The organism is Streptomyces sp. NBC_00102 (genome assembly GCF_026343115.1).
GTDB lineage: Bacteria > Actinomycetota > Actinomycetes > Streptomycetales > Streptomycetaceae > Streptomyces.
The window spans coordinates 1,380,643-1,405,747 of the sequence record NZ_JAPEMC010000001.1; the positions used below are offsets into that span (position 1 = coordinate 1,380,643).

19 protein-coding genes and 1 pseudogene are annotated in these 25,105 nt (G+C 73.5%); 14 read left to right on the forward strand and 6 right to left on the reverse strand.

The genetic code is table 11. The features are described 5' to 3' along the window. Nucleotides 1-110: 110 nt before the first annotated feature. Nucleotides 111-311, reverse strand: a pseudogene (locus tag OHA55_RS06145) (hypothetical protein); the annotation flags it as partial. A gap of 222 nt (nt 312-533) precedes the next feature. Between OHA55_RS06145 and OHA55_RS06150 the strand changes: the two are divergent. Next, nucleotides 534-1,736, forward strand: a complete 1,203-nt coding sequence (locus OHA55_RS06150) for a bifunctional adenosylcobinamide kinase/adenosylcobinamide-phosphate guanylyltransferase (RefSeq protein ID WP_266703519.1) — start codon at nt 534-536, stop codon at nt 1,734-1,736. Nucleotides 1,737-1,850: 114 nt separating this feature from the next. Here the strand turns inward: OHA55_RS06150 and OHA55_RS06155 are convergent, their stop codons facing one another. After that, on the reverse strand, nt 1,851-2,873 hold the full coding sequence (locus OHA55_RS06155; protein WP_266703521.1) for an SGNH/GDSL hydrolase family protein: 1,023 nt from the start codon (nt 2,871-2,873) through the stop codon (nt 1,851-1,853). 289 nt (nt 2,874-3,162) lie between these two features. Between OHA55_RS06155 and cobT the strand changes: the two genes are divergently transcribed. Beyond that, nucleotides 3,163-4,299, forward strand: a complete 1,137-nt coding sequence (gene cobT / locus OHA55_RS06160; RefSeq protein ID WP_266703523.1) for a nicotinate-nucleotide--dimethylbenzimidazole phosphoribosyltransferase — start codon at nt 3,163-3,165, stop codon at nt 4,297-4,299. A 7-nt stretch (nt 4,300-4,306) separates the two neighbouring features. Here the strand turns inward: cobT and OHA55_RS06165 are convergent, their stop codons facing one another. Further along, complete coding sequence (locus tag OHA55_RS06165) at nt 4,307-5,068, reverse strand: hypothetical protein (RefSeq protein ID WP_266703525.1); 762 nt, start codon at nt 5,066-5,068, stop codon at nt 4,307-4,309. 135 nt (nt 5,069-5,203) lie between these two features. On the opposite strand from OHA55_RS06165, the gene OHA55_RS06170 reads away from it, so the two are divergent. Further along, nucleotides 5,204-5,983 carry an adenosylcobinamide-GDP ribazoletransferase gene (locus OHA55_RS06170; protein WP_266703527.1) on the forward strand — a complete coding sequence of 260 codons (780 nt, stop codon included), beginning with the start codon at nt 5,204-5,206 and terminating at the stop codon, nt 5,981-5,983. A gap of 116 nt (nt 5,984-6,099) precedes the next feature. Here the strand turns inward: OHA55_RS06170 and OHA55_RS06175 are convergent, their stop codons facing one another. After that, nucleotides 6,100-6,969, reverse strand: coding sequence for an endo alpha-1,4 polygalactosaminidase (locus OHA55_RS06175; protein WP_266703529.1), 870 nt, complete (start codon nt 6,967-6,969; stop codon nt 6,100-6,102). 289 nt (nt 6,970-7,258) lie between these two features. Here OHA55_RS06175 and OHA55_RS06180 point away from each other — a divergent pair, with 289 nt between their 5' ends. The 7 genes from OHA55_RS06180 to OHA55_RS06210 all read left to right on the forward strand — a co-directional run bounded on the left by OHA55_RS06180 (nt 7,259) and on the right by OHA55_RS06210 (nt 17,866). Then, entirely contained in the window at nt 7,259-8,800 is a 1,542-nt protein-coding gene (locus tag OHA55_RS06180; protein WP_266703531.1) for a leucyl aminopeptidase, read from the forward strand. Nucleotides 8,801-9,154: 354 nt separating this feature from the next. After that, complete coding sequence (gene lpdA / locus OHA55_RS06185) at nt 9,155-10,543, forward strand: dihydrolipoyl dehydrogenase (RefSeq protein WP_266703533.1); 1,389 nt, start codon at nt 9,155-9,157, stop codon at nt 10,541-10,543. Nucleotides 10,544-10,599: 56 nt separating this feature from the next. Next, nucleotides 10,600-12,375: a 2-oxoglutarate dehydrogenase, E2 component, dihydrolipoamide succinyltransferase gene (gene sucB, locus OHA55_RS06190; protein ID WP_266703535.1), complete on the forward strand. Its 1,776-nt coding sequence runs from the start codon at nt 10,600-10,602 to the stop codon at nt 12,373-12,375. A 174-nt stretch (nt 12,376-12,549) separates the two neighbouring features. Further along, nucleotides 12,550-13,173: a GntR family transcriptional regulator gene (locus OHA55_RS06195; RefSeq protein WP_266703537.1), complete on the forward strand. Its 624-nt coding sequence runs from the start codon at nt 12,550-12,552 to the stop codon at nt 13,171-13,173. Between the two features lie 320 nt (nt 13,174-13,493). Beyond that, nucleotides 13,494-16,175 carry a pyruvate dehydrogenase (acetyl-transferring), homodimeric type gene (aceE, locus tag OHA55_RS06200; protein ID WP_266703539.1) on the forward strand — a complete coding sequence of 894 codons (2,682 nt, stop codon included), beginning with the start codon at nt 13,494-13,496 and terminating at the stop codon, nt 16,173-16,175. 111 nt (nt 16,176-16,286) lie between these two features. Then, entirely contained in the window at nt 16,287-17,279 is a 993-nt protein-coding gene (locus tag OHA55_RS06205; protein WP_266703541.1) for a YafY family protein, read from the forward strand. A gap of 65 nt (nt 17,280-17,344) precedes the next feature. Further along, the gene (locus OHA55_RS06210) at nt 17,345-17,866 is read left to right on the forward strand and encodes a DUF4240 domain-containing protein (protein WP_266710442.1); all 522 of its coding nucleotides are present in this window, start codon (nt 17,345-17,347) and stop codon (nt 17,864-17,866) included. A gap of 24 nt (nt 17,867-17,890) precedes the next feature. On the opposite strand, the gene OHA55_RS06215 is transcribed toward OHA55_RS06210, so the two are convergent. After that, entirely contained in the window at nt 17,891-18,436 is a 546-nt protein-coding gene (locus tag OHA55_RS06215; protein WP_266703543.1) for a GNAT family N-acetyltransferase, read from the reverse strand. Nucleotides 18,437-18,490: 54 nt separating this feature from the next. Here OHA55_RS06215 and OHA55_RS06220 point away from each other — a divergent pair, with 54 nt between their 5' ends. Together OHA55_RS06220 and OHA55_RS06225 are read left to right on the forward strand one after the other, a co-directional pair. Beyond that, the gene (locus tag OHA55_RS06220; protein WP_266703545.1) at nt 18,491-19,390 is read left to right on the forward strand and encodes a TIGR01777 family oxidoreductase; all 900 of its coding nucleotides are present in this window, start codon (nt 18,491-18,493) and stop codon (nt 19,388-19,390) included. A 192-nt stretch (nt 19,391-19,582) separates the two neighbouring features. Beyond that, a complete protein-coding gene (locus tag OHA55_RS06225; RefSeq protein WP_266703547.1) occupies nt 19,583-20,929 on the forward strand; it encodes an NAD(P)/FAD-dependent oxidoreductase in 1,347 nt (448 codons plus the stop codon). Between the two features lie 7 nt (nt 20,930-20,936). Here the strand turns inward: OHA55_RS06225 and OHA55_RS06230 are convergent, their stop codons facing one another. Then, nucleotides 20,937-22,616 carry a regulator gene (locus tag OHA55_RS06230; protein ID WP_266703549.1) on the reverse strand — a complete coding sequence of 560 codons (1,680 nt, stop codon included), beginning with the start codon at nt 22,614-22,616 and terminating at the stop codon, nt 20,937-20,939. Between the two features lie 280 nt (nt 22,617-22,896). Here OHA55_RS06230 and lipB point away from each other — a divergent pair, with 280 nt between their 5' ends. Beyond that, nucleotides 22,897-23,724 (forward strand): lipoyl(octanoyl) transferase LipB, encoded by an 828-nt coding sequence (gene lipB / locus OHA55_RS06235; RefSeq protein WP_266703550.1) that lies wholly within the window; start codon nt 22,897-22,899, stop codon nt 23,722-23,724. A 206-nt stretch (nt 23,725-23,930) separates the two neighbouring features. After that, nucleotides 23,931-24,911 carry a lipoyl synthase gene (gene lipA, locus OHA55_RS06240; RefSeq protein WP_266703552.1) on the forward strand — a complete coding sequence of 327 codons (981 nt, stop codon included), beginning with the start codon at nt 23,931-23,933 and terminating at the stop codon, nt 24,909-24,911. Nucleotides 24,912-25,105: the final 194 nt, after the last annotated feature.

Here is a 25,105-nt window from a genome sequence, read left to right on the forward strand (position 1 = left end):
GCGGTGCCGGTTCCGGCGGCTTCGGCCGCGGACCCGGTTCCGGTGGGCTCGGCGGCGGCGCCGGTTCCGGCGGGCTCCGGGTCGGGCTCGGAGTCCGGCTCGGGCTCCGGTTCCGCGTGGAGGCTCATCGGGCCGTAGATCTTCGTGGAGTCGTCGAAGAGCGTCACCTGGTCCGCCCCGCCGTCCAGGAGTTCCTTCCAGAACTCGCCGATCCAGGACTCCGCGTCACCCTGCGTCGTGAATTCCTCCGGCTGCAGCGCCGGCTCCGTCTCCGTACCGTCGGACTTCTCGAACCGCCACGTCCACGCCATGTCAGCCTCCTGGGTCCCTGTTGCTGCCCCGAGCCTAGGGCCTCGGCCCTCGATCCTGCCGTGATCGTCCGGAAGATTGCCCCCAGGAGGCCGGGAACCCGCTTCCGGAAGACGCCCGCGGGGGCGCCGGGCGGCCCGCCGGGGCCCTCGGGCCGTGTCCGGGCGGGTCACGGGGGTGTGGCCGGGCGCGCACGCCCGGCGCGCACGCGGCAGGATCATGGTGTGGAACTGACTCTCCTCGGCACCGGAGCCCCAGGCGGGCTGCCCCGGCCCGACTGCCCCTGCGCCGTGTGCGCGACCGCCCGCGGCGGGTCCGCGCGGGCCACGACGGCCCTCCTGGTCGACGACGCCGTGCTGCTCGACCTCACCCCGGGGGCGGCGCTCGCCGCCGCCCGGGCGGGGCACTCGCTGGCCGGGGTCCGCCAGGTGCTGCTGACCCGCCCCCAGAACGGGCCCGCCGTCGAGCTGCCCCCCGGGCTCCCCCGGGCGGGCCGGGTGCCGGACGGGCAGGTGCTGACGCTGATCAGCGGGCACCGGGTGCGGGCGGTGCCGATGGACGCGCCGGGCACCGGGTACGAGGTCACCTCCCCCACCGGCGACCGGCTGCTGTACCTGCCGCAGGGCGCCGCTCCGGCCGGGCTCGCCGAGCCGTTCCCGGAGCCGTACGACCTGGTGGTCGGCGACGTGGTGGGGCGGCCCGACGCGCTGGCGCGGCTGCGCGCGGTGGACGCGGTCGGGCCGGCCACCGAGGTCGTCGCGGTCCACCTGGACCACGACGCCCCGCCCGGGGCCGAGCTGGACCGCCGGCTCGCGGCGGCCGGGGCCCGGGCGGTGCCCGACGGGACGACCCTGGTGACCGGGGAGTACCTCCCTCTCCCCGCGGTGCCCCGGCGAACCCTGGTGACCGGGGGCGCCCGCTCGGGGAAGTCGGTGGAGGCGGAGCTGCGGCTGGAGACCTTCCCCGACGTGGTGTACGTGGCGACGGGCGGCCGCCGGGACGGGGACGGCGAGTGGGCGGCGCGCATCGGGCTGCACCGGGAGCGCCGGCCGTCCGCCTGGCGCACCGAGGAGACCTGCGAGGTGGCGGAGCTGCTGCGGGCGGACGGGCCGCCGCTGCTGATCGACTGCCTCTCGCTCTGGCTGACCGACGCGATGGACCGGGTCGACGCCTGGGACGACGGCCGGTGGGCGGACGGCGGCGAGAAGGCGCTGCGGGCGCGGGTCGCGGAGCTGGTCGCCGCCGTGCGGGAGACCTCGCGGACCGTGGTGGCGGTGACGAACGAGGTGGGGTCGGGCGTGGTCCCCGCGACGGCGGCCGGGCGGCGGTTCCGGGACGAACTGGGGCGGCTGAACGCGGCGTTCGCCGCCGAGTGCGAAACGGTGCTGCTGGTGGTGGCAGGCCTGCCGGTGGTGCTGCGGGGCTGAGGGGAGCCGGGCGGGGCCGGGCAGCGGGCCGGGCGGCAGCCGGGCGGGGGCGCCAGGCTCCCGCCCGGCCCCCGGGGCCCGCGCCCGGGCGGCCGTGCCCGGCCCGTGCCGGAGCTACCTCAGCCGGTGCAGTACGGCGGTCGCCATGGCCTGCTCGCCCGTGGCGTTCGGGTGGGCGGGAGCCGCGGGCGAGGCCGGGACGAGCGGCTCGATCCAGCGGTCCTCGGGGGCCTTGCACATGTCGTGCCCGACGGTGGGCCCGTAGGTGTCGACGTACTCGGCACGGTTGCGGACGGCCACGGTGCGGAGCATCGCGTTGAGCCGCTTCTCGGTGTCCCGGAGATAGGGGAAGTCCCCGGCCGCGAAGGGCACCGCGGGGAAGCAGCCGATCCCGTCGTCGGGCAGCAGGTCGGGGTAGCCGACGACCAGCACCCGGGCGTGCGGCGACCGCGCGTGCACGGCCCGCAGCACGCGCTCGATCTTCGGGGCGGTCGCGGCGACGGCGTCGGCCAGCTGGTCCGTCCCGGAGGCGGTGTAGTGGCTCCGGCACGGATCGCCCGCCGGGGCCTGGACGCCCAGACCGGCGCAGGTGGCGATGATCGACCCGAAACCGACGTCGTTGCCGCCGATCTGGAGCGTGACAAGCTCGGTGTCGCGCCGGAGAGCCTGGAGTTGCGGGGCGTTGGCGCCCTGCGCCGTCCACATCTGCTCGGTCGTCGCGCCGCCGCAGCTGACGTCCGCGAAGGCGGACGCGTTCTTCCGCCCGGCGACCAGGGAGGGGTAGTTGCGGGCGGAGCGGGCGCAGCCGAGGTCGGCCTGCGGCGGGATGGCCGGTCCCGAGGTGTACGAGTCCCCGAGCGCGACGTAGCGCGGGCCCCGCGCCGGACCCCCGCCGTGCCCGCCGTGCCCGCCGTGCCCGTCGCTCCCGCCGTGCCCGTTGCCTCCGCCGTGGCCCCGCGCGGTTCCGTGGCCGGCTCCCGTGCCGTGCCCGGGCTCCCCGCCGTGCGCCGCGGCCGGGGTCACCGAGGCCACGAGCAGCGCGCAGCTCCCGAGCGCGGCCCCCACCACCGTCGCCCGCGCCCGTCGCCGCGCCGCCGTACCCGTGGCCGTGCTACCCGCAAGTCCGTTGTCCACCATGCCCGTTCCTCCCCGTGAGCCCTCGACGCCACCGTGCGGGCCGGCGCCGGGACGTGGGCGCCGCACGACATGACGGAGCTTGTATACCGCCGGGTAGCTCCACGCGGCCAGAGGCGGGCGGCGGCAATCTCTCCGGCGGGCTCTCCCGCGGCTTCTCCCCGGGGGCGTCGGCAGGCCCTCGGGAACGGCCCGGGGGAAGGATGCGGCGGACGCTGTCCGGATACTGTTCCGCAGGGAGCCCGCCCGCGGGCTCCGGCCCCCGACGCAACGACCCGCGAGGCAGATCTCCGTGAACCTGGACGACTTCTCCGACCTGATCGAGCGCCCCGACGGCGGTGTGCGGCGCGACGCCGAGGACCGCCGGGGACGGCTGATCGTCCCTCCCGGCGCGCTCGGCCGGCTCGACGAACTGGGCGAGTGGCTGTCCGCCGCGCAGCAGTCCGTGCCGGTCCGGCCCGTGGACCAGCCGCGCGTGGTGCTCTTCGCCGGGGACCACAAGGTGGCCGAACTGGGCGTCTCCGGGCGTGCCGCGGGGAGCGCGTACGAACTGGTCCGGGCCACCCTGGACGGGGCGACCCCGCTGGCGGTGCTGGCCCGGACCTTCTCGGTGCCGGTACGGATCGTCGACGCGGGCCTGGACTGCGACCCGGAGCTGTTGCCCGAGTCCGTCGTACGGAGCCGGGTGCGGCGCGGGACCGGGCGGATCGACGTCGAGGACGCCCTGACCGCCGAGGAGGCGGCCGAGGCCGTGCGGCTGGGCATCAGGATCGCGGACGAGGAGGCGGACTCCGGTACCGACCTGGTGGTGCTGGGCGACCTCAGCGTGGGCGGGACGACTGCGGCGGCCACCCTGATCGCGGCGCTGTGCGGCACCGACGCCTCGGTGGTGACCGGGCGGGGCGGCGCGGGGATCGACGACCTGGCGTGGATGCGCAAGTGCGCGGCGATCCGGGACTCGCTGCGCCGGGCCCGTCCGGTGCTCGGGGACCAGGTGGAGCTGCTGGCGGCGGTGGGCGGCGCGGATCTCGCCGCGATGACCGGGTTCCTGCTCCAGTGCGCGGTGCGACGGCTCCCGGTGGTCCTGGACGGTGTGGTCTCGGCGGCCTGCGCGCTGGTGGCGCAGCGGGCCGCGTTCCGGGCGCCGGACTGGTGGCTGGCCGGGCACGCGAGCGGTGAGCCGGCGCAGGCGAAGGCGCTGGACCGGATGGCGCTGACGCCGCTGCTCGACCACGGGGTCACGGTCGGCGAGGGTACGGGCGCCCTGCTGGCCCTTCCGCTGGTGCGCGCCGCGGCCGCGTTCGCCGCCGAACTGCCGGAGCGTGAGCCGGAGAAGCCCGAGGTCTCCGACGGGGCGGGCTCCGACCAGGACGACCAGGACGAGCGGGACGACGCACAGGACGAGGTCGTGGCCGGCCCGGCCGTGTGAGTACGGGTCAGGGTTTCGGGCCGGGCAGCGGTACGCGGTCCGGGGCCCCGCCGATCAGGTCCTGGAACTTGCGGCGGGGCCCGGCCCAGCGCACGTCGTGGTGGTAGGCGCGCAGCACCGAGCGGGCGCGGGCCTTGTGGCGGCGGCCGTAGAACCGCTTGGCCCACGGGGAGGCGGGGCGGGCCAGGCGGAGGGCGCCGATCACCGCGACGAAGGGGACGAGGGCCCCGACGACCGCCATGCGGGCCTTGCCCTTGAAGAGCGTGACCAGCACGAAGAGGAAGTTGACGACCATCGTCAGGACGAGGCCGAGCCGGCCGTTCTCCTGCTCGTCCGTCAGTTCGTCGACTCCGAGGGGCGAGAAGCCCGCGAGGACCAGCAGCACGAGCGAGGTCGTCAGTACGACCATCTCCACGCTCTGGCGCCCCTGCTCGGTCCAGTAGACGTCGTCCAGGTGCAGGATGAGCGCGAACTCGTCCAGCACCAGGCCCGCCCCGACTCCGAAGATCACCGCGAAGACCATCGCGGTGACGCTGTGCTGGCCGGAGGCGACGGCGCCGAAGCCGCCGAGGACGGAGAGCACCACCCCGGGGACGACGTGGTGGACGTGGACCCCGCCGGGGGTGATGTTGCGGAACGGCCCTTTCCCGGCGCGGATCATGCGGGTGATGGTGCGGGTGATGGCGAAGGTCAGCACGAACGCGGCCAGTGCGAGGAGCAGAGGCAGCTTTCCGGGCTCGGTGATGTTGGTGTGCCACCAGTGACCCATGCCACCCTCTCCCGGTCGACGGCCTTGATGCGCATTCGTCACATCTTGTCCGATCGGCCGCCGTTGCGCACGGGCTGGGGCTTCCGCCCGGACCGGGCCTACGGGGCAGAAGACCCGGGCACTAACGTGCTCGCGGTGACCTCCCTGAACAGCCACGGCCTCCGCTTCGCCTTCGGCACCCTCACGGTGCTGCCCGTCCGCGTCACCCGCTGGGACCGTGACGCCGCCCGTGCGGGCATGCTCTGCGCGCCGCTCGCCGGGCTCGTGGTGGGGCTGCTCGCGGCGGCGGCCGGCTCGCTGGCGCTGCTGCTGGGTTCGGGTCCGCTGCTCGCGGCCGTCGCCTCCGCCGTCGTACCGGCCGCGCTCACCCGGGGGCTCCATCTGGACGGCCTCGCGGACACGGCGGACGGGCTCGGCAGCGGCAAGCCGGCCGAGGACGCGCTGCGGATCATGAAGCAGTCGGACATCGGGCCGTTCGGCGTGATCACCCTGCTCTTCGTGCTGCTGGCCCAGGTCGCCGCCGGCCACGAGCTCTACGGGCACGGGTGGGCGCGGGGAGCGGCCGGCACGGTGGTGGCCGCCGTCGCCGCCCGCCTCGCCCTGACCCTGGCCTCGCGCCGGGGCGTGCCGGCGGCCCGTCCGGAGGGACTGGGCGCGGTGGTGGCCGGCACGGTTCCGGTGCGGTGGGCGGTCCCGGTCGCGGTGGTCGCGGTCGCGGCCTGCGCGGCGGCCGGCCTGGGCGGCGGGGCGGGCGGAGCGGTGCACCACGGTCTTGCCGCGCTGCTCGCGCTCGGGGCGTCCGAGGTGCTGCTGCGGCACTGCGTGCGGCGGTTCGGCGGGGTGACGGGGGACGTGTTCGGCGCGGTGGAGGAGACGGCGGCGACGGCGGCCCTGGTGGTGCTGGTCCTCGGCTGATCCGGGGCCGTACCGGCCGGGCTGCCGCGACGGCTCACCCGCGACACGGGGCCGTACGGGCCGGACCGCGACGGCTCACCCGCGACACGGAGCCGTACGGGCCGGACCGCGACGGCTCACGCGCCGGCCGGGGCCGCGGTCCCCGTCGCACAGCTCTCGCGCCAGACCCCCAGTTCGTACTTCTTCTCCAGCGAGCTGAGCCGGAGTTCCCGCGAGCGGGCGCAGAACTCGGCGGCCGGCAGTTCGTACTCGACGTGGAAGACGGCCTTGTCCGCCTCGATGAACGGGGTGAGTTCCTCGCACTCGCCGTACTGCGCGCACTGCTCGTTCACCGCGAAGTCGAAGTCCGGTTCGAGCGCGGGGATCTGGTCGAGGTCGTTCTTGAGACCGACAGCCAGGCCGTGGCGGTGGGCGATGCGGGCGATCAGCCGGTTGTACGCCAACTGGTCGGCGGCGGTGAGCGGGAAGCCGGTGTCGTTGCGGTAGCCGTCCATGTTGTCCGGCTCCACCGCGTCGAAGCCCTTCTGCGCGCACATCGCGATCCGGGTCTCCATCAGGGGCTCCAGGACGTCGGTGCGCCGGACGTCGAGCCAGCGCTCGCCCTCCCAGCCGTTGCCCTTGCCCAGTACGGAGGCCGGGAACGCGCCGGCGTCCGGGCGGAAGTCCTCGTGGGCGCCGGTGGAGAGGTAGCAGATGACCTTGCGGCCCCGGTCGTGCAGACCGGCGACGGCGGCGGCGTCGTGGTCGAAGCCGTCGATGTCGTACACCGGTACGTCCACTCCGGCGTCGAGCCGTCCGGAGAGCTGCCACTGCCAGTCCACGCCGGGCCGGGGCTGCCAGCGCCCGGCGGCGAACGGGGCCCCCGGGGCCGTCGGGGCGCCGGCCGCGGGGCGTTCGCCCCGCGCCTCGCGGGACTCCCCCGAGGTGCAGCCGGAGAGGAGCAGCGACACCATCAGGAAGGTGGCCGCCACCGTGCGGCCCGACATCGTCCCGTACACCGTTCCCCGACCCCGTTCCCGTACCGGCCGTATCCGGCCCGGTGCGCCCTTCGATCCACTGCCGCGCCAACGAGCCTATGCGACCCGCGCGTTCACCCCGGTCCCCGCCCTGACCGGCCCGGACGTCTCCCGTCGGTGAACACCGCCGTGATTCGGCGCGAACAGCGCGCGTAGGCTCGTTCCCTGCGCACAGCGGGCGCGTCTACGATGCGCCGGGCGCGGTCGGCCCACCCACTCGACCGATCCATGTACTCAACGGAAGCGAGAATTCACCACCGTGACTGCTCTCACTCTCAGCACCGCAGGTGCGGCGACGCTGCGCGCCGACGCACTCGTCGTCGGCCTCGCCAAGGGCTCCAAGGGCCCGGTGCTCGCACCGGGCGCCGAGGCCGTGGACAAGGCCTTCGACGGAAAGCTCGCCGCCGTCCTGGAGACCCTGGGTGCCACCGGTGCCGAGGGCGAACTCACCAAGGTTCCCGCCGCCGCCGGCCTGAAGGCCCCCGTCGTCGTCGCGGTCGGCCTGGGCCAGGTCCCGGACTCGGACGACGCCTGGGACTCCGAGACCCTGCGCCGCGCCGCCGGTGCCGCCGCCCGCGCCCTGACCGGCGCGAAGAAGGCCGGCTTCGCCCTGCCGGCCTCGACCGTGGAGGACGCCGCCGCCGTCGCCGAAGGCGCCCTGCTCGGCGCGTACGCCTTCACCGCCTACCAGGGCGGCGAGAACAAGCTCGCCCCCAAGTCGGCCAAGGCCAACGGCCCCAAGCTGCCGCTCGCCGAGGTGGCGCTGCTCGGCGCCAAGCCGCGCGACAAGGCCTTCAAGGCCGCCGCCGAGCGCGCCGTGGCCGTGGCCGAGGAGATCAACCGCGCCCGCGACCTGATCAACACCCCGCCGAACGACCTCTTCCCGGAGTCCTTCGCCGCCGTGGCCACCGCCGCCGGCAAGGAGCACGGCATCAAGGTCCAGGTGCTCGACGAGAAGGCCCTGGTCAAGGGCGGCTACGGCGGCCTGATCGGCGTCGGCCAGGGCGCCGTCCACGGTCCCCGCCTGGTGAAGCTCGCCTACACGCACCCGAAGGCGGAGAAGACCCTGGCCCTGGTGGGCAAGGGCATCACCTACGACTCGGGCGGCATCTCGCTCAAGCCGGCCGGCCACAACGAGACGATGAAGTGCGACATGAGCGGCGCCGCCGCCGTGTTCGCCACCGTCGTCGCCGCGTCCCGTCTCGGCCTGCGCGTCAACGTCACCGGCTGGCTGGCGCTCGCGGAGAACATGCCCGGCGGCAACGCCACCCGCCCGGGTGACGTGCTGCACATGTACAGCGGCAAGACCGTCGAGGTCCTCAACACGGACGCCGAGGGCCGGCTCGTCCTCGCCGACGCGCTGACCCGCGCCTCCGAAGAGGCCCCGGACGCGATCGTCGACGTGGCGACCCTGACCGGCGCCATGGTGCTGGCGCTCGGCAACCGCACCTTCGGCATCATGGCCAACGACGACGCCTTCCGTACGTCGATCCACGAGATCGCCGAGGAGGTCGGCGAGGCCGCCTGGCCGATGCCGCTCCCCGCGGACCTGCGCAAGGGCATGGACTCCTCGACCGCCGACATCGCCAACATGGGCGAGCGGATGGGCGGCGGCCTGGTGGCCGGTCTGTTCCTGAAGGAGTTCGTCGGCGAGGGCATCGCCTGGGCGCACCTGGACATCGCGGGCCCGGCCTTCCACGAGGGCGCGCCGTACGGTTACACCCCCAAGGGCGGCACCGGCTCCTCGGTGCGGACCCTGGTCCGCCTGGCGGAGCGCACCGCCGCCGGCGACCTGGGCTGACCACCCGCCGGTCCACTGTGACCAAAGTCGTACAGCCCCGGGCGGATGTCCGGGGCTGTACGCATTGAGTGCGCCGTACGCACCGGGGCACGCACCGTCCGGCGGGTTTCGCTCAGGACGAACTCGGCTGAATCCATGCGTTTCTACGCGGAACCGGCCTGTGGCAATTCCCCCGGAGCCCCGTCCCGAACGGGCCCCGCGTCCCGTCGGCGGTCAACAAGTGCGAAGATGGGTCCTCGGCAGGACAGGGCCCCCACCACAGGGCCGAACGACTCAAGCGGCCGAACACCAGCCGACCGGCCGGTCACACCCCACGGGGCCCGGCGTACGGCGCACATGCATGGAGGACGTGACGTGGCGAACGACGCCAGCACCGTTTTCGACCTAGTGATCCTCGGCGGTGGCAGTGGCGGTTACGCCGCAGCCCTGCGCGGAGCGCAGCTGGGCCTGGACGTCGCCCTGATCGAGAAGGGCAAGGTCGGCGGCACCTGCCTGCACAACGGCTGCATCCCGACCAAGGCGCTGCTGCACGCCGGCGAGATCGCCGACCAGGCGCGCGAGGCCGAGCAGTTCGGTGTCAAGGCCACTTTCGAGGGCATCGACATCGAGGCCGTCCACAAGTACAAGGACGAAGTGATCTCCGGCCTGTACAAGGGCCTGCAGGGTCTCATCGCCTCGCGCAAGGTGACGTACATCGAGGGTGAGGGCCGCCTGTCGTCCCCGACCTCGGTGGACGTGAACGGCGAGCGGGTGCAGGGCCGCCACGTCGTGCTGGCGACCGGCTCCGTGCCGCGCTCGCTGCCGGGCCTGGAGATCGACGGCAACCGCATCATCTCCTCGGACCACGCGCTGAAACTGGACCGTGTCCCGAAGTCGGCCATCGTGCTCGGCGGCGGCGTCATCGGCGTCGAGTTCGCCTCGGCGTGGAAGTCCTTCGGCACCGACGTGACCATCGTCGAGGGCCTGAAGCACCTGGTCCCGGTCGAGGACGAGAACAGCTCGAAGCTTCTGGAGCGCGCGTTCCGCAAGCGCGGCATCAAGTTCAACCTCGGCACCTTCTTCGACAAGGCCGAGTACACGCAGGACGGCGTCCGCGTGACCCTCGCCGACGGCAAGACCTTCGAGGCCGAGGTGCTGCTGGTCGCGATCGGCCGCGGCCCGGTGTCGCAGGGTCTCGGCTACGAGGAGGCCGGGGTCGCCATGGACCGCGGTTACGTCCTCGTCGACGAGTACATGCAGACCAACGTGCCCACCATCTCGGCCGTGGGCGACCTCGCCCCGACCCTCCAGCTCGCGCACGTCGGCTTCGCCGAGGGCATCCTCGTCGCGGAGCGGCTGGCCGGCCTGAAGGTCGTCCCGATCGACTACGACGGCGTGCCGAAGGTGACGTACTGCCACCCCGAGGTCGCCTCCGTCGGTATCTCCGAGGCCAAGGCCAAGGAGATCTACGGTGCGGACAAGGTCGTCGCCCTCAAGTACAACCTGGCGGGCAACGGCAAGAGCAAGATCCTGAAGACCGCGGGCGAGATCAAGCTCGTCCAGGTCAAGGACGGTGCCGTGGTCGGCGTCCACATGGTCGGCGACCGCATGGGCGAGCAGGTCGGCGAAGCACAGCTGATCTACAACTGGGAGGCGCTGCCGGCCGAGGTCGCGCAGCTCATCCACGCCCACCCGACCCAGAACGAGGCCATGGGCGAGGCCCACCTCGCGCTGGCCGGCAAGCCGCTCCACTCCCACGACTGATCCAGTCCCGGGCGACGACCGACCACTTCCGCAATTCGTAAGGAGCAACCGAAACCATGTCGGTTTCCGTAACCCTTCCGGCGCTCGGCGAGAGCGTCACCGAGGGCACTGTCACCCGCTGGCTGAAGGCCGAGGGCGAGCGCGTCGAGGCTGACGAGCCGTTGCTGGAGGTCTCGACCGACAAGGTCGACACCGAGATCCCGGCCCCCGTCTCCGGCATCCTGGCCTCCATCAAGGTCGCCGAGGACGAGTCCGTCGAGGTCGGCGCCGAGCTGGCCATCATCGACGACGGCTCCGGCGCCCCCGCGCCCGCCGCCGCCCCGGCCGAGGCTGCCGCTCCGGCCGCCGCGCCCGTCGCCGAGGCGCCCGCCGCCCCGGTCGCCGAGGCTCCTGCCCCGGCCGCGGAGGCCCCCGCCGCCGCGTCCTCCGCCGAGGGCACCGACGTCACCCTCCCCGCGCTCGGCGAGAGCGTCACCGAGGGCACCGTCACCCGCTGGCTGAAGGAGGTCGGCGAGGAGGTCACGGAGGACGAGCCCCTGCTCGAGGTCTCCACGGACAAGGTCGACACCGAGATCCCGGCCCCGGTCTCCGGCGTGCTGCTGGAGATCGTCGTCGCCGAGGACGAGACCGCCGAGGTCGGCGCCAAGCTCGCCGTCATCGGTGCCAAGGGCGCCGCTCCGGCCGCCGCTCCGGCTCCGGCCGCCGCTGCCCCGGCTCCGGCCGCCGCTCCGGCTCCGGCCGCCGCTCCGGCTCCCGCGGCTCCGGCCGCCCCGGCTCCGGTCGCTGCCCCGGCTCCGGCTCCGGTCGCCGCTCCGGCTCCGGTCGCCGCTCCGGCCCCGGCTGCCGCTCCGGCTCCGGTCGCCGCCCCGGCTCCGGTCACCCCGGCCGCGGCCTCCGGCGACGACGGCGCGTACGTCACGCCGCTGGTCCGCAAGCTCGCCTCGGAGAACGGCGTCGACCTGGGCGCGGTGAAGGGCACCGGTGTCGGTGGCCGTATCCGCAAGCAGGACGTCATCGCCGCCGCGGAGGCCGCCAAGGCCGCCGCCGCTCCGGCCCCCGCTGCCGCCGCCGCTCCGGCCGCCTCCAAGGCGCCGAAGCTGGAGGCGTCGCCGCTGCGCGGTCAGACCGTCAAGATGACCCGCATGCGCAAGGTCATCGGCGAGAACATGATGAAGGCGCTGCACTCGCAGGCCCAGCTGACCTCGGTCGTCGAGGTCGACATCACCAAGCTGATGAAGCTGCGCAACCAGGCGAAGGCCGCGTTCGCCGCCCGTGAGGGCGTCAAGCTCTCCCCGATGCCGTTCTTCGTGAAGGCGGCGGCCCAGGCGCTGAAGGCCCACCCGGTCATCAACGCCCGGATCAACGAGGCCGAGGGCACCATCACGTACTTCGACTCGGAGAACATCGGCATCGCCGTGGACGCCGAGAAGGGTCTGATGACCCCGGTCATCAAGGGTGCGGGCGACCTGAACATCGCCGGTATCTCGAAGAAGACCGCCGAGCTGGCCGGCAAGGCCCGCGGTGGCGGCCTCACCCCGGACGACATGTCGGGTGCGACCTTCACCATCAGCAACACCGGTTCGCGCGGTGCGCTGTTCGACACCGTCATCGTGCCCCCGAACCAGGCCGCCATCCTGGGCATCGGTGCCACGGTGAAGCGCCCGGCCGTCATCGAGACCGCCGAGGGCACCGTCATCGGCATCCGTGACATGACGTACCTCTCGCTCTCCTACGACCACCGTCTGGTGGACGGCGCGGACGCCGCCCGTTACCTGACCTCGGTCAAGGCGATCCTGGAGGCCGGTGAGTTCGAGGTCGAGCTCGGCCTCTGAACGACCCTGCTGTAACGAGCCTCACCAGCGGCGCCCCCGTCCGGACCACCTCCCGGGCGGGGGCGCCGCCGTATTGTCTTAGGGGTATCCGGCGGATCACTGCCGGTCAACACCACGGGCCTCAGCGACCGTGGCCGGTCCCAGGCGGCACCGGTTCGCCCGAAGGAGCACCTCATGACCCCGCCCGTCGTCCACTCGCTGCGCGAGCAGATCCGCGAGCACATCGTGGACGGGATCGTCAGCGGGCGCTGGAAGCCGGGCGAGCGGATCGTGGAGCGGCGGATCGCCACCGAGCTGGAGGTCAGTCAGACGCCGGTGCGCGAGGCGCTGCGGGAGCTGGAGACGCTGCGGCTGATCGAGTCGGCGCCCAACAAGGGCGTCCGGGTCCGCAGTCTCACCGCCGCGGACCTGGAGGAGAGCTATCCCGTGCGTGCGGGTCTGGAGCAGATCGCGGCGGAGCTGGCGGCCCCCGCCCTCGTCGCGGACTGCTCGGCCCTCCAGCCGCACGTGACGGCCCTCTACGAGGCCGACCGGGCGGCCGACGGGGAGGCGCAGGTGCGCCACACGGTGGGCTTCCACCGGGAGCTGGTGCGGGCGGCGGGGAACGCGGTGCTGCTGCACACCTGGGAGGGGCTGGGCATCGAGGTGTTCACGGCTCTGTCGATCCGCTGGCTGGGCACGGTGCAGAAGTCGTACGCGGAGGAGCACGAGGCGCTCATCGACGCGTTCCTGCGGCAGGACCCGCAGATCGGCCCCTTGGTCAAGGCGCACGTGCTGGGCTGCGCGCCGCGCGCCTGAGGACCCCTCGCGCGGGCGGACGTACGGGAGGGGCGCTACTTGTTGTTTCTCACGTCCGCATTGCTCCCAGGTTTCGCATCTGTCACCGTCGTCGCTCTTCCGAGCAATCAGTGACCGTTTTAGGCTGCTTTTTCCCGTCACTCCGTGCCCCATTCGGCGGCACCCCATGCCATTTTCTTCATATCGAGAAGTTTTCCTCTTCAACCCTTTGATCGATCATCGATCAGGGATTTACAGTTCTGGGCGGGCCCACCGGCCCGTCGCCCTGTCCTGCCAGCCAGGGACTTCTCCACCCCCTCCCACTCCGGAAGGCGGCGATCATGACCGACCCCGTAGGAAAGCGTCCGAGCGAACTCGACCAGTTCCCGGACCGCGACCCCGAAGAGACCGCCGAATGGGCGGCCTCTCTGGACGCCGTGACCAAGGCCGCGGGGCCGCATCGCGCCGCGTACCTGATGAGGCGTTCGCTCGAACACGCCGAAGGCGCCGGTCTCGCGCTGCCCAAGCTGCTGGAGACCGACTACGTCAACTCCATCCCGACCGCCGCCGAGCCCGAGTTCGACGGCGACCTGGAGATGGAATCCCGCATCACCGCCTGGAACCGCTGGAACGCGGCGGCCATGGTGACCCGCGGGGCGAAGTACGGCGTCGGCGGCCACATCGCCACGTTCGCGTCGGCCGCCTGGCTGTACGAGACGGGCTTCAACCACTTCTTCCGCGGCAAGGAGGGGGACGGCTCCGGTGACCAGCTCTACATCCAGGGCCACGCCTCCCCCGGCATCTACGCCCGCGCCTTCCTCGACGGCCGGCTGAGCGAGCAGCAGCTCGACAACTTCCGCCAGGAGTCGGGCGGCGACGGCCTGCCGTCCTACCCGCACCCGCGGCGTCTGCCCTGGCTGTGGGAGTTCCCCACCGTGTCGATGGGCCTCGGCCCGCTGTCGGCGATCTACCAGGCGCGCTTCAACCGCTACCTGGCCAACCGCAACATCAAGGACACGTCGAACTCGCACGTCTGGGCCTTCCTGGGCGACGGCGAGATGGACGAGCCCGAGTCGACGGCCGCCCTGGCGCTCGCCGCCCGTGAGGGCCTCGACAACCTGACCTTCGTCATCAACTGCAACCTGCAGCGTCTCGACGGTCCGGTCCGCGCCAACTTCCGCGTGGTCCAGGAGCTGGAAGGCGCCTTCCGCGGCGCCGGCTGGAACGTCGTCAAGACGCTCTGGGGCAACGCGTGGGACGAGCTGTTCCAGCTCGACACCACGGGTGCGCTGGTCCGCCGCCTCCGCGAGGTCCCGGACGCCCAGTTCCAGACGTACGCCACCCGTGACGTCGCGTACATCCGCGAGCACTTCTTCGGCGCCGAGCCCGCGCTCGTCGAGCTGGCGAAGCTGCTCACCGACGCGAAGATCGCCGAGTGTTTCTACACCTCGCGCGGCGGCCACGAGGCCCGCAAGGTCTACGCGGCGTACAAGGCTGCCCTGGAGCACAAGGGCGGCCCGACCGTGATCCTCGCCCAGACGGTGAAGGGCTTCACGCTCGGCAAGGGCTTCGAGTCCAAGAACGCCAACCACCAGATGAAGAAGCTGTCCCTGGACGAGTTCAAGGACATGCGCGAGCTGCTCGGCCTGCCGATCCCGGACAGCGCCTTCGAGAGCGGTGTGGTGCCTTACGGCCACCCCGGCGCCGACTCCCCCGAGGTCCGCTACCTCCAGGAGCGCCGCGCGGCCCTCGGTGGCCCCGCCCCCGCCCGCCGGGTGCACGCCGCGGCCCTGCCGCAGCCCGAGGAGCGCGCGTTCGCCGCACTGAAGAAGGGTTCCGGCAAGCAGGAGATGGCCACCACCATGGCCTTCGTCCGCCTCGCCAAGGACCTGATGCGGGACAAGGAGACCGGCAAGCGCTGGGTTCCGATCGTCCCGGACGAGGCCCGTACCTTCGGTATGGAGTCGCTCTTCCCGTCGGCCGGCATCTACTCGCCGCTGGGCCAGACGTACGAGCCGGTCGACCGCGACCAGCTGATGTACTACAAGGAAGCCAAGGACGGCCAGATCCTCAACGAGGGGATCACCGAGGCCGGCTCCATGGCGGACTTCATCGCCGCGTCCACGTCGTACGCGACGCACGGCGAGACGATGATCCCGTTCTACATCTTCTACTCGATGTTCGGCTGGCAGCGGACCGGCGACCAGATGTGGCAGCTCGCCGACCAGCTCGGCAAGGGCTTCATCGTCGGGGCCACCGCGGGCCGTACGACCCTGACGGGTGAGGGCCTCCAGCACGCGGACGGCCACTCGCACCTGATCGCGGCCACGAACCCGGCGTCGCTCAACTACGACCCGGCCTTCGCGTACGAGATCGCGGTGATCGTCAAGGAGGGTCTGCGCCGGATGTACGGCGAGCCCGTCGAGGGCGAGGACTCCAACGTCTTCTACTACCTGACGGTCTACAACGAGCCGAAGCCGCAGCCCGCGATGCCGGAAGGCGTCGAGGAGGGCATCGTCAAGGGCCTGTACCGCTTCAAGGAGGGCACGCCGGCCAAGGCCGACGCGCCGCGCCTGCAGCTGCTGGCCTCCGGTACCGCCATCCACTGGGCCCTGGAGGCCCAGGAGCTGCTGGCCGCCGACTGGGGCGTCACCGCCGACGTCTGGTCCGCCACCTCGTGGGGCGAGCTGCGCCGCGACGCGCTGGAGGCCGACGCCGCGCTGCTGCGCGGCGAGGAGCGGGTGCCGTACGTGACGCAGGCGCTGGCCGGTGCCCCCGGCCCGGTGCTCGCGGTCAGCGACTGGATGCGCCAGGTTCCGGACCAGATCAGCCAGTGGGTGGAGCAGGACTGGTCCTCGCTCGGTACGGACGGCTTCGGCCTCTCCGACACCCGCGACGCCGCCCGCCGCCACTTCGGTGTCGACGCGCAGTCGGTCGTCGTCGCCGCCCTGGCCCAGCTCGCCAAGCGCGGCGAGGTCCCGGCCTCCGCGATCAAGGAGGCCCGGGAGCGCTACGGACTCTGATCCGTACCCCTGACACCAGGCCCAGAACGGCGGGGCCCCTCCGGAACACCGGAGGGGCCCCGCCGTTTTCCGGCGTGTCCCGAAGGCCGCCCCTTCGGGAAGAATGGGCGCATGCGCGCAGCCCGACTGATCACCATGGTGCTGCTCCTCCAGTCCCGGCCCGGGATGACCGCCGCAGAACTGGCGGCGGAGCTGGAGGTGTCGGAGCGGACCGTCCTGCGGGACGCGGCGGCGCTCTCCGAGGCGGGCGTCCCGGTGTACGCGGAGCGCGGCCGGACCGGCGGCTACCACCTCGTCGACGGCTACCGCACCCGCCTCACCGGCCTCGCCCGGGGCGAGGCCGAGGCGCTCTTCCTCTCGGGGCTGCCCACCGCCCTGCGCGATCTGGGGCTCCAGGACGCCGCGTCCGCCGCCCGGCTCAAGGTGGCCGCCGCCCTGACGCCCGCACTGCGGGACACCCCGCGCACGGTGGCCGGGCGCTTCCACCTGGACGCCCCCGGCTGGTTCCAGGACCCGGTGGCCCCGGCGCTGCTGCCCGCCCTCGCGGAGGCCGTCCGCGACGACCTCACGCTCCGGACCCGGTACCGGCGGGGCGGCGCCGAGGCGGACCGGGCCCTGCTCCCGTACGGGCTCGTGCTGAAGGCGGGCGTCTGGTACCTCTGCGCCCGGGTCGCGGACCCGGTGGAGCCCTCCTCCGTCCAGGACGGCTTCCGGGTGTACCGGGTCGACCGGTTCGTCTCCGCGGAGCCGGACGGCGGGCGGTTCGAGCGGGACGCGGATTTCGACCTGGCCGGGTTCTGGGCCGAGCGGTCCGCCCGGTTCGCCCGCTCGCTGCTCGCGTCCGAGGTGACCGTACGGGTCTCCGGGGCGGGTGCGGGGCGGCTCCCGCATCTGGTGGACCGGAGGGCCGCCGAGGAGGCGCTGGCCGCCGCCGGACCGCCGGACGGCGACGGGTGGCGCACGGTCACCCTGCCGGTGGAGTCGCCCCAGGTGGCGTACGAACAGCTGCTGGCGCTGGGCGCGGAGGCGGAGGTGCTGGCGCCGCCCGCGCTGCGCGCCCGCTTCCGCGAGGCGGCGGCGCGGATGCACGGACGCTACCGCTGAGAGCCCCTCGGGGCACCGCGGCTCCGCGTGCGGGGGCCGCCGCCGCGGCCGATGCTGTACCCGTGATGGACGAGACGGAGTTCTGGGAGCTCATCGACAGCACCCGCGAGGCCGCCGGGGGCGACCCCGAGGAACACGCCGACCTGCTCGTGGAGCGGCTGGTGCGGCTCGATCCCGAGACCGTGCTCGACTTCGCCCGGCACTTCGAGGCCCGCTACCACCGCGCGTACCGCTGGGACCTGTGGGGCGCCGCCGCCCTGCTGCTCGGCGGCGCGGGCGACGACGCCTTCGACTACTTCCGGTGCTGGCTGATCGGCCAGGGCCGGGACGTGTTCGAGGGCGCGCTCCAGGACCCCGACGACCTCGCCGAACTCCTGGACGACTTCGACGAGGAGGCCGACGGGGACGGCGAGGAGCTCGGCTACGCGGCCGACGAGGCGTACGAGCAGCTCACCGGGGTCGTCTCACCGGACCTGGGGCTGCCCCCGCAGGCCCGTGAACCCGCCGGGGTGCCCTTCTCGTTCGAGAACGACGAGGTGCTGGCGGCCCGTCTGCCCGCGCTCTGGGAGCGGTTCGGAGAGTCCTGAAGGGAAGGGCCGCGAGAAAACCCGTCAGAGCGCGCGGCCCATCAGCACGTCGTCGACGTACCCGCCGGCCAGGAAGAACTCGCCGGGCAGCACGCCCTCCACGGCGAACCCCTCGGAGGCGTAGAGCGCGCGGGCCGGTTCGTTGTGGCCGAGGACGCGCAGGGTGATCCGGTTGGCGCCCTGGCGCCGCGCCTCGGTGACCGCGGCGCGCAGCAGCGACCGGCCGATGCCGAGCCCGCGGGCCGTGGCGGCGACGGCGAGGCCCTGGATCTGCCGGACGTGCTGGTTGCAGGCGAGCGGGGTGGGGGCGACCAGGCGGATGTACCCGGCGACGCTCGGGGCCTTCGCGGTTTCCTCCGCGTCCACGGCGGCCCGCTCGCCGTCCGGGGCCGTCTCGGCGACGAGGAAGTCGCGGGGCGAGTGGCGCTCGTCGAAGAACGGCGGGTAGGGCGGCTGCGGGCGGGGCTGCACGGAGTGCAGGGTGGACCAGGTCTCCCGGTCGAGCGCGGCCAGCGCGGCCCCGTCGGAGAGCAGTGCCGGGCGTATGGCGTGGAGGCGGAGCGTTTGCATGCGCGTCACTGTGCCATGACCGTGCGGGGGCGATCCATGGGGCAGGATGGGGCCATGGAGCGCTCCCGTATCGCCGTCACCGGATCGACCGGACTCATCGGAGCGGCGCTCGTGCGCTCGCTGCTGGCCGACGGGCACGAGGTCGCCCGCCTGGTCCGCAGGCCCGCGAAGGCGGGCGACGAGATCGAGTGGGACCCGCACCGGGGGTACGTCGACGTGGCGGGTCTCGTCGGCTGCGACGCGGTCGTGCACATGGCGGGCGCCGGGGTCGGCGACCACCGGTGGACCGAGGCGTACAAGAAGGAGATCCGGGACAGCCGGGTGCTGGGCACCGCGGCGATCGCGGAGGCCCTGGCCTCGCTGGACACCCCGCCCAAGGTCCTCGTATCGGGTTCCGCGATCGGCTACTACGGCGACACCGGCGACCGCGCGGTCGACGAGAGCGCCCCGCCCGGCGAGGGATTCCTGCCCTCGGTGTGCGAGGAGTGGGAGGCCGCCGCGGCGCCCGCCGAGGAGGCCGGTGTCCGGACCGTGCACACCCGCACCGGGCTGGTCGTCGCCGCGGGCGGCGGCGCCTGGGGCAAGCTCTTCCCGCTGTTCAAGGCCGGGCTGGGCGGACGGCTCGGCAACGGCCGCCAGTACTGGAGCTTCATCGCGCTGCACGACCACGTCGCCGCCCTGCGCCATCTGCTCGACACGGACTCGCTGTCCGGACCGGTGAACCTCACCGCGCCCGAACCGGTCACCAACGCCGAGGTGACGGCGGCGATGGGACGGGTGCTGCACCGGCCCACCTTCTTCACGGCCCCCGCCCCGGCGCTCCGCCTCGCGCTGGGCGACTTCGCCGAGGACGTGCTGGGCAGCCAGCGGGTGGTTCCGCGCAAGCTGCTGGACTCGGGCTTCACCTTCGCCTTCCCCGGCATCGACGACGCCGTCCGCGCGGCCCTGGGCTGACGGGGCCCTCCGGACCCCTCCTCCTCCGGCATCCGGTCCGGAGGGCCCCGTGCGACCCCGTGCACCGGTGCCTGCTCGCGGGCCACTGTCCAGGTATCGGCCATCCTCCTAGCCTCTTTGGCGAACTCGGGCATTCCGGGAGTCAGTCGGGGGCATGAGCCTCCCACCGCTCGCACGACTCGGGGAGGGCATGTGCGTCAGCCTGCACACCACGCGGACGTGGTCATCATCGGAGCCGGTACAGCCGGCCTGTCAGCCGCCCACCTTCTCGTACGGGCGGGGGTGAGCGTCAGCGTCCTGGAGGCGACACCGCGGATCGGCGGCAGGCTGGCCACGGACGAGGTGGACGGGTTCAGGCTCGACCGTCTCGGTCCGCTGCTCGGCAGCGTGCCGGAGGAGTTCGGGGACATACCGGGGCTGGCGCCCCTGGTGCTCCGCGAGTTCGATCCGGCGGTCGTGGTCCACAACGCCGGGCGCCACTACCGCGCCGGTGGCATACGAAGCACCAGGGGCGCATTCAGGCCCGTGCGCGCCCGTTCGAGCGCCCCCGTGGGCTCCGACCGGGCCACTCCGTCCGGCCGGGGCGGTGCGGTGGGCGAGGCCCTGGACCGGGCCCGTCTCGGCGCGTCGCTGGCCCGGCTCTCCGCCACCTCCACGGCCCGCATCATGGCCAAGCCCGACCGGGCGGCGGAGGCGGCCCTCGCGGCCCGCGGACTGCCGGCCCGTACCGTCGACGGATTCCTCCGCCCGCTGCTCGCCGCCCTGCTCAGCGATCCTGAGCTGCGGGTGTCGAGCCGGGTCGCGGAACTGGTCCTGCGCGACTGGGCGCGCGGCCGGCTCCGGGTGCCCGAGGGCGGGTCGGCGGCGCTGCCGGAGCTGCTGGCGTCCACCCTGCCGCCGGACACCGTCCGGACGAACGTCCAGGTGACGGCCGCCGACACCACGTCCGTGACCACCAAGGAGCACGGCCAGCTGAGCTGCCGGTCGCTGCTGGTGGCGACCGGTGCGGGGGCCGCCGCCGAACTGCTGCCCGGACTGCGGGTGCCCGGATTCCACCCGGTGACGGTGGTTCACCACACCGCTCCCGAGGCTCCCGGGACGGGCGCCTCGCTGGTTCTGGAGGCGGGCGGGGCGGGTCCCGTGGCGTACTCGGCGGTGATGAGCGAGATCGATCCCACCCGTGCACCCGGGGGCCGCGCGCTCATCACCTCCGCGGTGCTCGGCACCCCGCCGCCCGGGCTGGACCGCGCGGTGCGCACCCATCTGGCGGCGCTGTACGGAACGCCGACGGACGACTGGGAGCTGCTGGCCACCCATCACACCGCCGAGGCGGTCCCGGTGATGACCCCGCCGCACGACCCGAGCCGCCCGGTACGGGTGCTCGCCGGGCTGTACGTGTGCGGCGACCACCGGGACACCAGCACCCTGCGGGGCGCCCTGCACTCGGGGCGGCGCGCGGCGGAGGCGATCCTGGCCGATCTCGGGGCGGGTCCGGGGTACGTACCGGAACCGGGAGCCACGCTGTCGGGCGCGGCCTGAGAGGCTCTCAGCCGAGGGCCGCGATCTGCTCGCGGTACCCGCGCACCGCCGCCGCGTCACGATAGGGCTCCAGCTTGCGCTCGAACTCGCGTACGTACTCCGTGGCCCGGACCGACCGCATGTCGCGGGCCTGCTGGGCCGCCTCGGCGCCCAGCAGGCAGGCCTGGTCGAGTTCACCGAGCCCGAGCCGGGCCGAGGCGAGCACGACCCGGCAGAAGAGCCTGCTCCGGGCGTACGCGGGCGCGCGCAGTTGGAGCGAGCGCTCGGCGTGCAGGGCTGCGGCCCGGTACTGCTGGAGGTCCCGGTGACAGTGCGCCAGTTCGTCGGCGAGCTGGGCCTCGTCGAAGTGGCGGGCCCAGTGCGGCGCCTCGTCGCCGGTGCATGCGGCCTCCAGCGCACGCTCCGCGCGTGCCAGAGAGACGGCGCACGCCCGCGCGTCCCCGAGTACGCCGTGCCCGCGCGCCTCGACGGCGTGCAGCAGCGCCTGCACGGCCGAGGGCGCGGCGGAGCCCACCCCCTGCTGGGCGACCCGGGCGAGCTGGACGGCCTCGCGGCCGTGCCCGAGGTAGACCGCCTGCCGGCTCATGGTGATCAGGACGTAGGCGCCGTAGGCACGGTCCCCGGCGGCCTGGGCGAGCCGCAGGGCCTGCACGAAGTACCGCTGTGCCAGCCCGTGCGCCGCGATGTCGTACGAGGTCCACCCGGCCAGCCGGGTCAGGTCGGCCGCCGCCGCGAAGAGCCGGCGGCCGGTCGTCTCGGTGTAGCTGCCCCGGAGCATGGGCTCGGTCTCGTGTTCCAGGTACCGGATGAGCGCCTGGCGGGCGTGGCCGCCGCCGTAGGCGTGGTCGAGCGAGCGGAAGAGCTCGCCGACCGAACGCAGCGCCGCCACGTCGCCGTTGCCGACGCGCTGGCCGGGTCCCCGCTCGGTCTGCCGCTGGCGGGGCACCGCGGGGCGTGGGGTTCCGGCGGGGCCGGTGCCGGTGCTTCCGCCGGGGGCGCCGCCCGCCCCGTGGGCGGGGGCAGGGCGCCGGCCGCCGGTCCAGGGGCCCGCGCCGGTCGCGCCGGGGCCCGGGGCCGCCGGGCCGGCCGGGCCGGGCGGCCCGGCGGCCGTGCGGATGCCGGAGCGCGGGTCGTGGGACGGGCCGGGGACGGCGCCGGGCCGGGCGCTCTCGCGGCCGGGCCCCTGGGTTCCGGCCCCGCCCGCGGCGGGGGCCGGGAGGTCGCCCCGGGAGACCGACTCGTCGGCCTGGCCGATCAGCCAGTCCCTGCTCGGCACCACCAGCCCCGCCGGGGTGAAGGCGATCTTCCGCAGGTCCGCCTGGTTGCCGGAGTCCTTGCGCCAGAGTCCGCTGACGATGTCGACGGCCTCGGCCGGGGTCGCCGCGAACTCCAGGCCCGCGTAGACGGGCGCACACGCGTCCAGCCCGAGGTCCTGGGCGGTGAGTCGGCGCCCGAGGCGGCGGGTGAAGACCTCGGCGATCAGCGCGGGGGTCGTCCCGCGCGGCTGCTGGCCACGCAGCCAGCGGGTCACCGACGTCTTGTCGTACCGCAGGTCGAGGCCGTGCTCCAGGCCCAGCTGGTCCACCCGCCGGGCCAGGCCCGCGTGGGAGAAGCCGGCCTCCGCGATGAGTGCGGCGAGTCTGCGGTTCGGTGGGTGCGGGGTGCGCTGCGGGGGTCGTTCCGACATCTGCGGTGCGGTCTCCTGCCTTGCCTGGGCCGGGCGTGGCAGCCCTTGGGGAACGGCGCGAATTTAGCGGCCCTCGGAGCGGCCCCGGCGGCGTTCGCTCCATGTTCATCCGATCGTGTGAGGAGTGCCGATCGCGCTGACGGAACGACCTGACGGAACGACCTGCCGGTGGGGCCGCTTCCGGACGGTCGTACAGTGATTCGGGCGCTATCAGTGCACGGTGACGGCGGTCGGCAGGCATCCCTCGGGCTGTCGTCACCACGAGTAGGGAGGCATCGCCGTGAGCGAGCTGCGTTTTGTCCGGCTGGGGTTCGGCGCGGAAGCCGTCGAGTACCAGGAAGCCTGGCAGCAGCAGCGCGAGCTGCACGCCGCACGGTTCGAGGACACGGTCCCCGACACCTGCCTGCTGCTGGAGCACCAGTCCGTCTACACGGCGGGCCGGCGCACCACCGACAGCGAGCGGCCCCTCGACGGCACCCCGGTCGTCGACGTGGACCGCGGCGGAAAGATCACCTGGCACGGCCCGGGGCAGCTCGTCGGCTACCCGATCCAGAAGCTGCCGCGCCCGGTCGACGTCGTCGCCCACGTGCGCCGGCTGGAGGAGGCGCTGATCCGCGTCGCCGCCGAGTTCGGCGTCGCGACCAGCCGGGTCGAGGGCCGCAGCGGGGTCTGGGTGCTGGGCGATCCGGTCGAGGAGCGTCCGTCGCTCGGCGGCCTGTCGCTGGACTTCGACCCCCGGCTGACGGACGACGAGTTCGACCCGCGGCTCAACGGCCCCGAGTACGCCCCCTCGAACGCCGGGCAGCGCCGCGAGGACCGCAAGCTGGCCGCCATCGGCATCCGGGTCGCCAAGGGCGTCACGATGCACGGCTTCTCGCTGAACGTGAACCCCGACAACACCTTCTTCGACCGGATCGTGCCGTGCGGCATCCGCGACGCGGGCGTCACCTCGCTCGCGTACGAGCTGGGGCAGGACCTCGGAATCGCGGAGGTGCTCCCGGTCGTGGAGAAGCACCTGCGCGACGTCCTGGAGAACGCAGAGCTCGCCCCCCGCGAGGTGGCCGCCGCCCCGGCCGCCGCGCCCGTGACCGCCCCCGTGACCGCCTGACCGGCCGCCGGCCGCGGGGTGCCGGGCGGGCCTCGGGCGGCTGCTCCCGGCCGCCATGGGCCCGCGCTCGGCGCGAAGAGATGGGCCGTACGAGGAATAGTCCCCGTGGGCCACAGGTTGGCCGGACGTAAGGCCGTGCGAATGGCGGGCGTACCCTGGTGTTCGCCGAAGAATCCAATGCAGTGAAAGCAAAGGGGAGTGCCGGAGTGTCCGCTGTCGCACCCGACGGGCGCAAGATGCTGCGCCTGGAGGTCCGGAACAGCCAGACCCCCATCGAGCGCAAGCCCGAGTGGATCAAAACCCGGGCGAAGATGGGCCCCGAGTACAACCAGTTGCAGAAGCTCGTCAAGAGCGAGGGGCTGCACACGGTCTGCCAGGAGGCGGGCTGTCCCAACATCTTCGAGTGCTGGGAGGACCGCGAGGCGACCTTCCTCATCGGCGGTGACCAGTGCACCCGGCGTTGTGACTTCTGCCAGATCGACACGGGCAAGCCGCAGGCGCTGGACCGCGACGAGCCCCGCCGGGTCGGCGAGTCCGTCGTCACGATGGACCTGAACTACGCCACGATCACCGGCGTCGCCCGCGACGACCTGGAGGACGGCGGTGCGTGGCTGTACGCGGAGACCGTCCGCCAGATCCACGCGCTGACCGACGGACGCGAGGCCGGCCGCACCAAGGTCGAGCTGCTGATCCCCGACTTCAACGCCGAGCCCGCGCAGCTGGCCGAGGTCTTCTCCTCGCGCCCCGAGGTGCTGGCGCACAACGTCGAGACGGTCCCCCGGATCTTCAAGCGCATCCGCCCGGGCTTCCGGTACGAGCGTTCCCTGGAGGTCATCACGCGGGCCCGCGAGGCCGGTCTGGTGACCAAGTCGAACCTGATCCTCGGCATGGGCGAGACCCGCGAGGAGGTCAGCGAGGCGCTCCAGGACCTGCACGACGCCGGCTGCGAGCTGATCACGATCACGCAGTACCTGCGGCCCTCCGTGCGCCACCACCCCGTCGAGCGCTGGGTGAAGCCGCAGGAGTTCGTGGAGCTGAAGGACGAGGCCGACGCGATCGGGTACTCCGGCGTGATGTCGGGGCCGCTGGTGCGCTCCTCGTACCGCGCCGGACGTCTCTTCCAGCAGGCGATGGAGGCCCGCGGCGCGGCCGCCTCCGCGACGGCCGCGACCACCGCGGCCGTGTGAATCCGAGCACAGGGAATTACCGGGCGGTAATCGCCCGCACGAGGCGGCCCGTACGCTCCCCGCAGGTGGGGGACGCGTATGGGCCGCTCCGGCGTGCGCACGGCCGGTATCAAGGTTTCATTGGTGTTTGACCGACCGGTCATGCCCTGGTAACACCAAGGGGTGACCCTGGTCCCGGAGCAGTGATCCTGGTC

What these genes read in the sequence shown, in the direction of transcription:
- OHA55_RS06155 (WP_266703521.1), bottom strand. Translation starts at nt 2,873, where the DNA reads ATGGTGGACAACGGACTTGCGGGTAGCACGGCCACGGGTACGGCGGCG.
- OHA55_RS06165 (WP_266703525.1), bottom strand. Translation starts at nt 5,068, where the DNA reads ATGGGTCACTGGTGGCACACCAACATCACCGAGCCCGGAAAGCTGCCT.
- OHA55_RS06175 (WP_266703529.1), bottom strand. Translation starts at nt 6,969, where the DNA reads ATGTCGGGCCGCACGGTGGCGGCCACCTTCCTGATGGTGTCGCTGCTC.
- sucB (WP_266703535.1), top strand. Translation starts at nt 10,600, where the DNA reads ATGTCGGTTTCCGTAACCCTTCCGGCGCTCGGCGAGAGCGTCACCGAG.
- OHA55_RS06195 (WP_266703537.1), top strand. Translation starts at nt 12,550, where the DNA reads ATGACCCCGCCCGTCGTCCACTCGCTGCGCGAGCAGATCCGCGAGCAC.
- aceE (WP_266703539.1), top strand. Translation starts at nt 13,494, where the DNA reads ATGACCGACCCCGTAGGAAAGCGTCCGAGCGAACTCGACCAGTTCCCG.
- OHA55_RS06205 (WP_266703541.1), top strand. Translation starts at nt 16,287, where the DNA reads ATGCGCGCAGCCCGACTGATCACCATGGTGCTGCTCCTCCAGTCCCGG.
- OHA55_RS06210 (WP_266710442.1), top strand. Translation starts at nt 17,345, where the DNA reads ATGGACGAGACGGAGTTCTGGGAGCTCATCGACAGCACCCGCGAGGCC.
- OHA55_RS06215 (WP_266703543.1), bottom strand. Translation starts at nt 18,436, where the DNA reads ATGCAAACGCTCCGCCTCCACGCCATACGCCCGGCACTGCTCTCCGAC.
- OHA55_RS06220 (WP_266703545.1), top strand. Translation starts at nt 18,491, where the DNA reads ATGGAGCGCTCCCGTATCGCCGTCACCGGATCGACCGGACTCATCGGA.
- OHA55_RS06230 (WP_266703549.1), bottom strand. Translation starts at nt 22,616, where the DNA reads ATGTCGGAACGACCCCCGCAGCGCACCCCGCACCCACCGAACCGCAGA.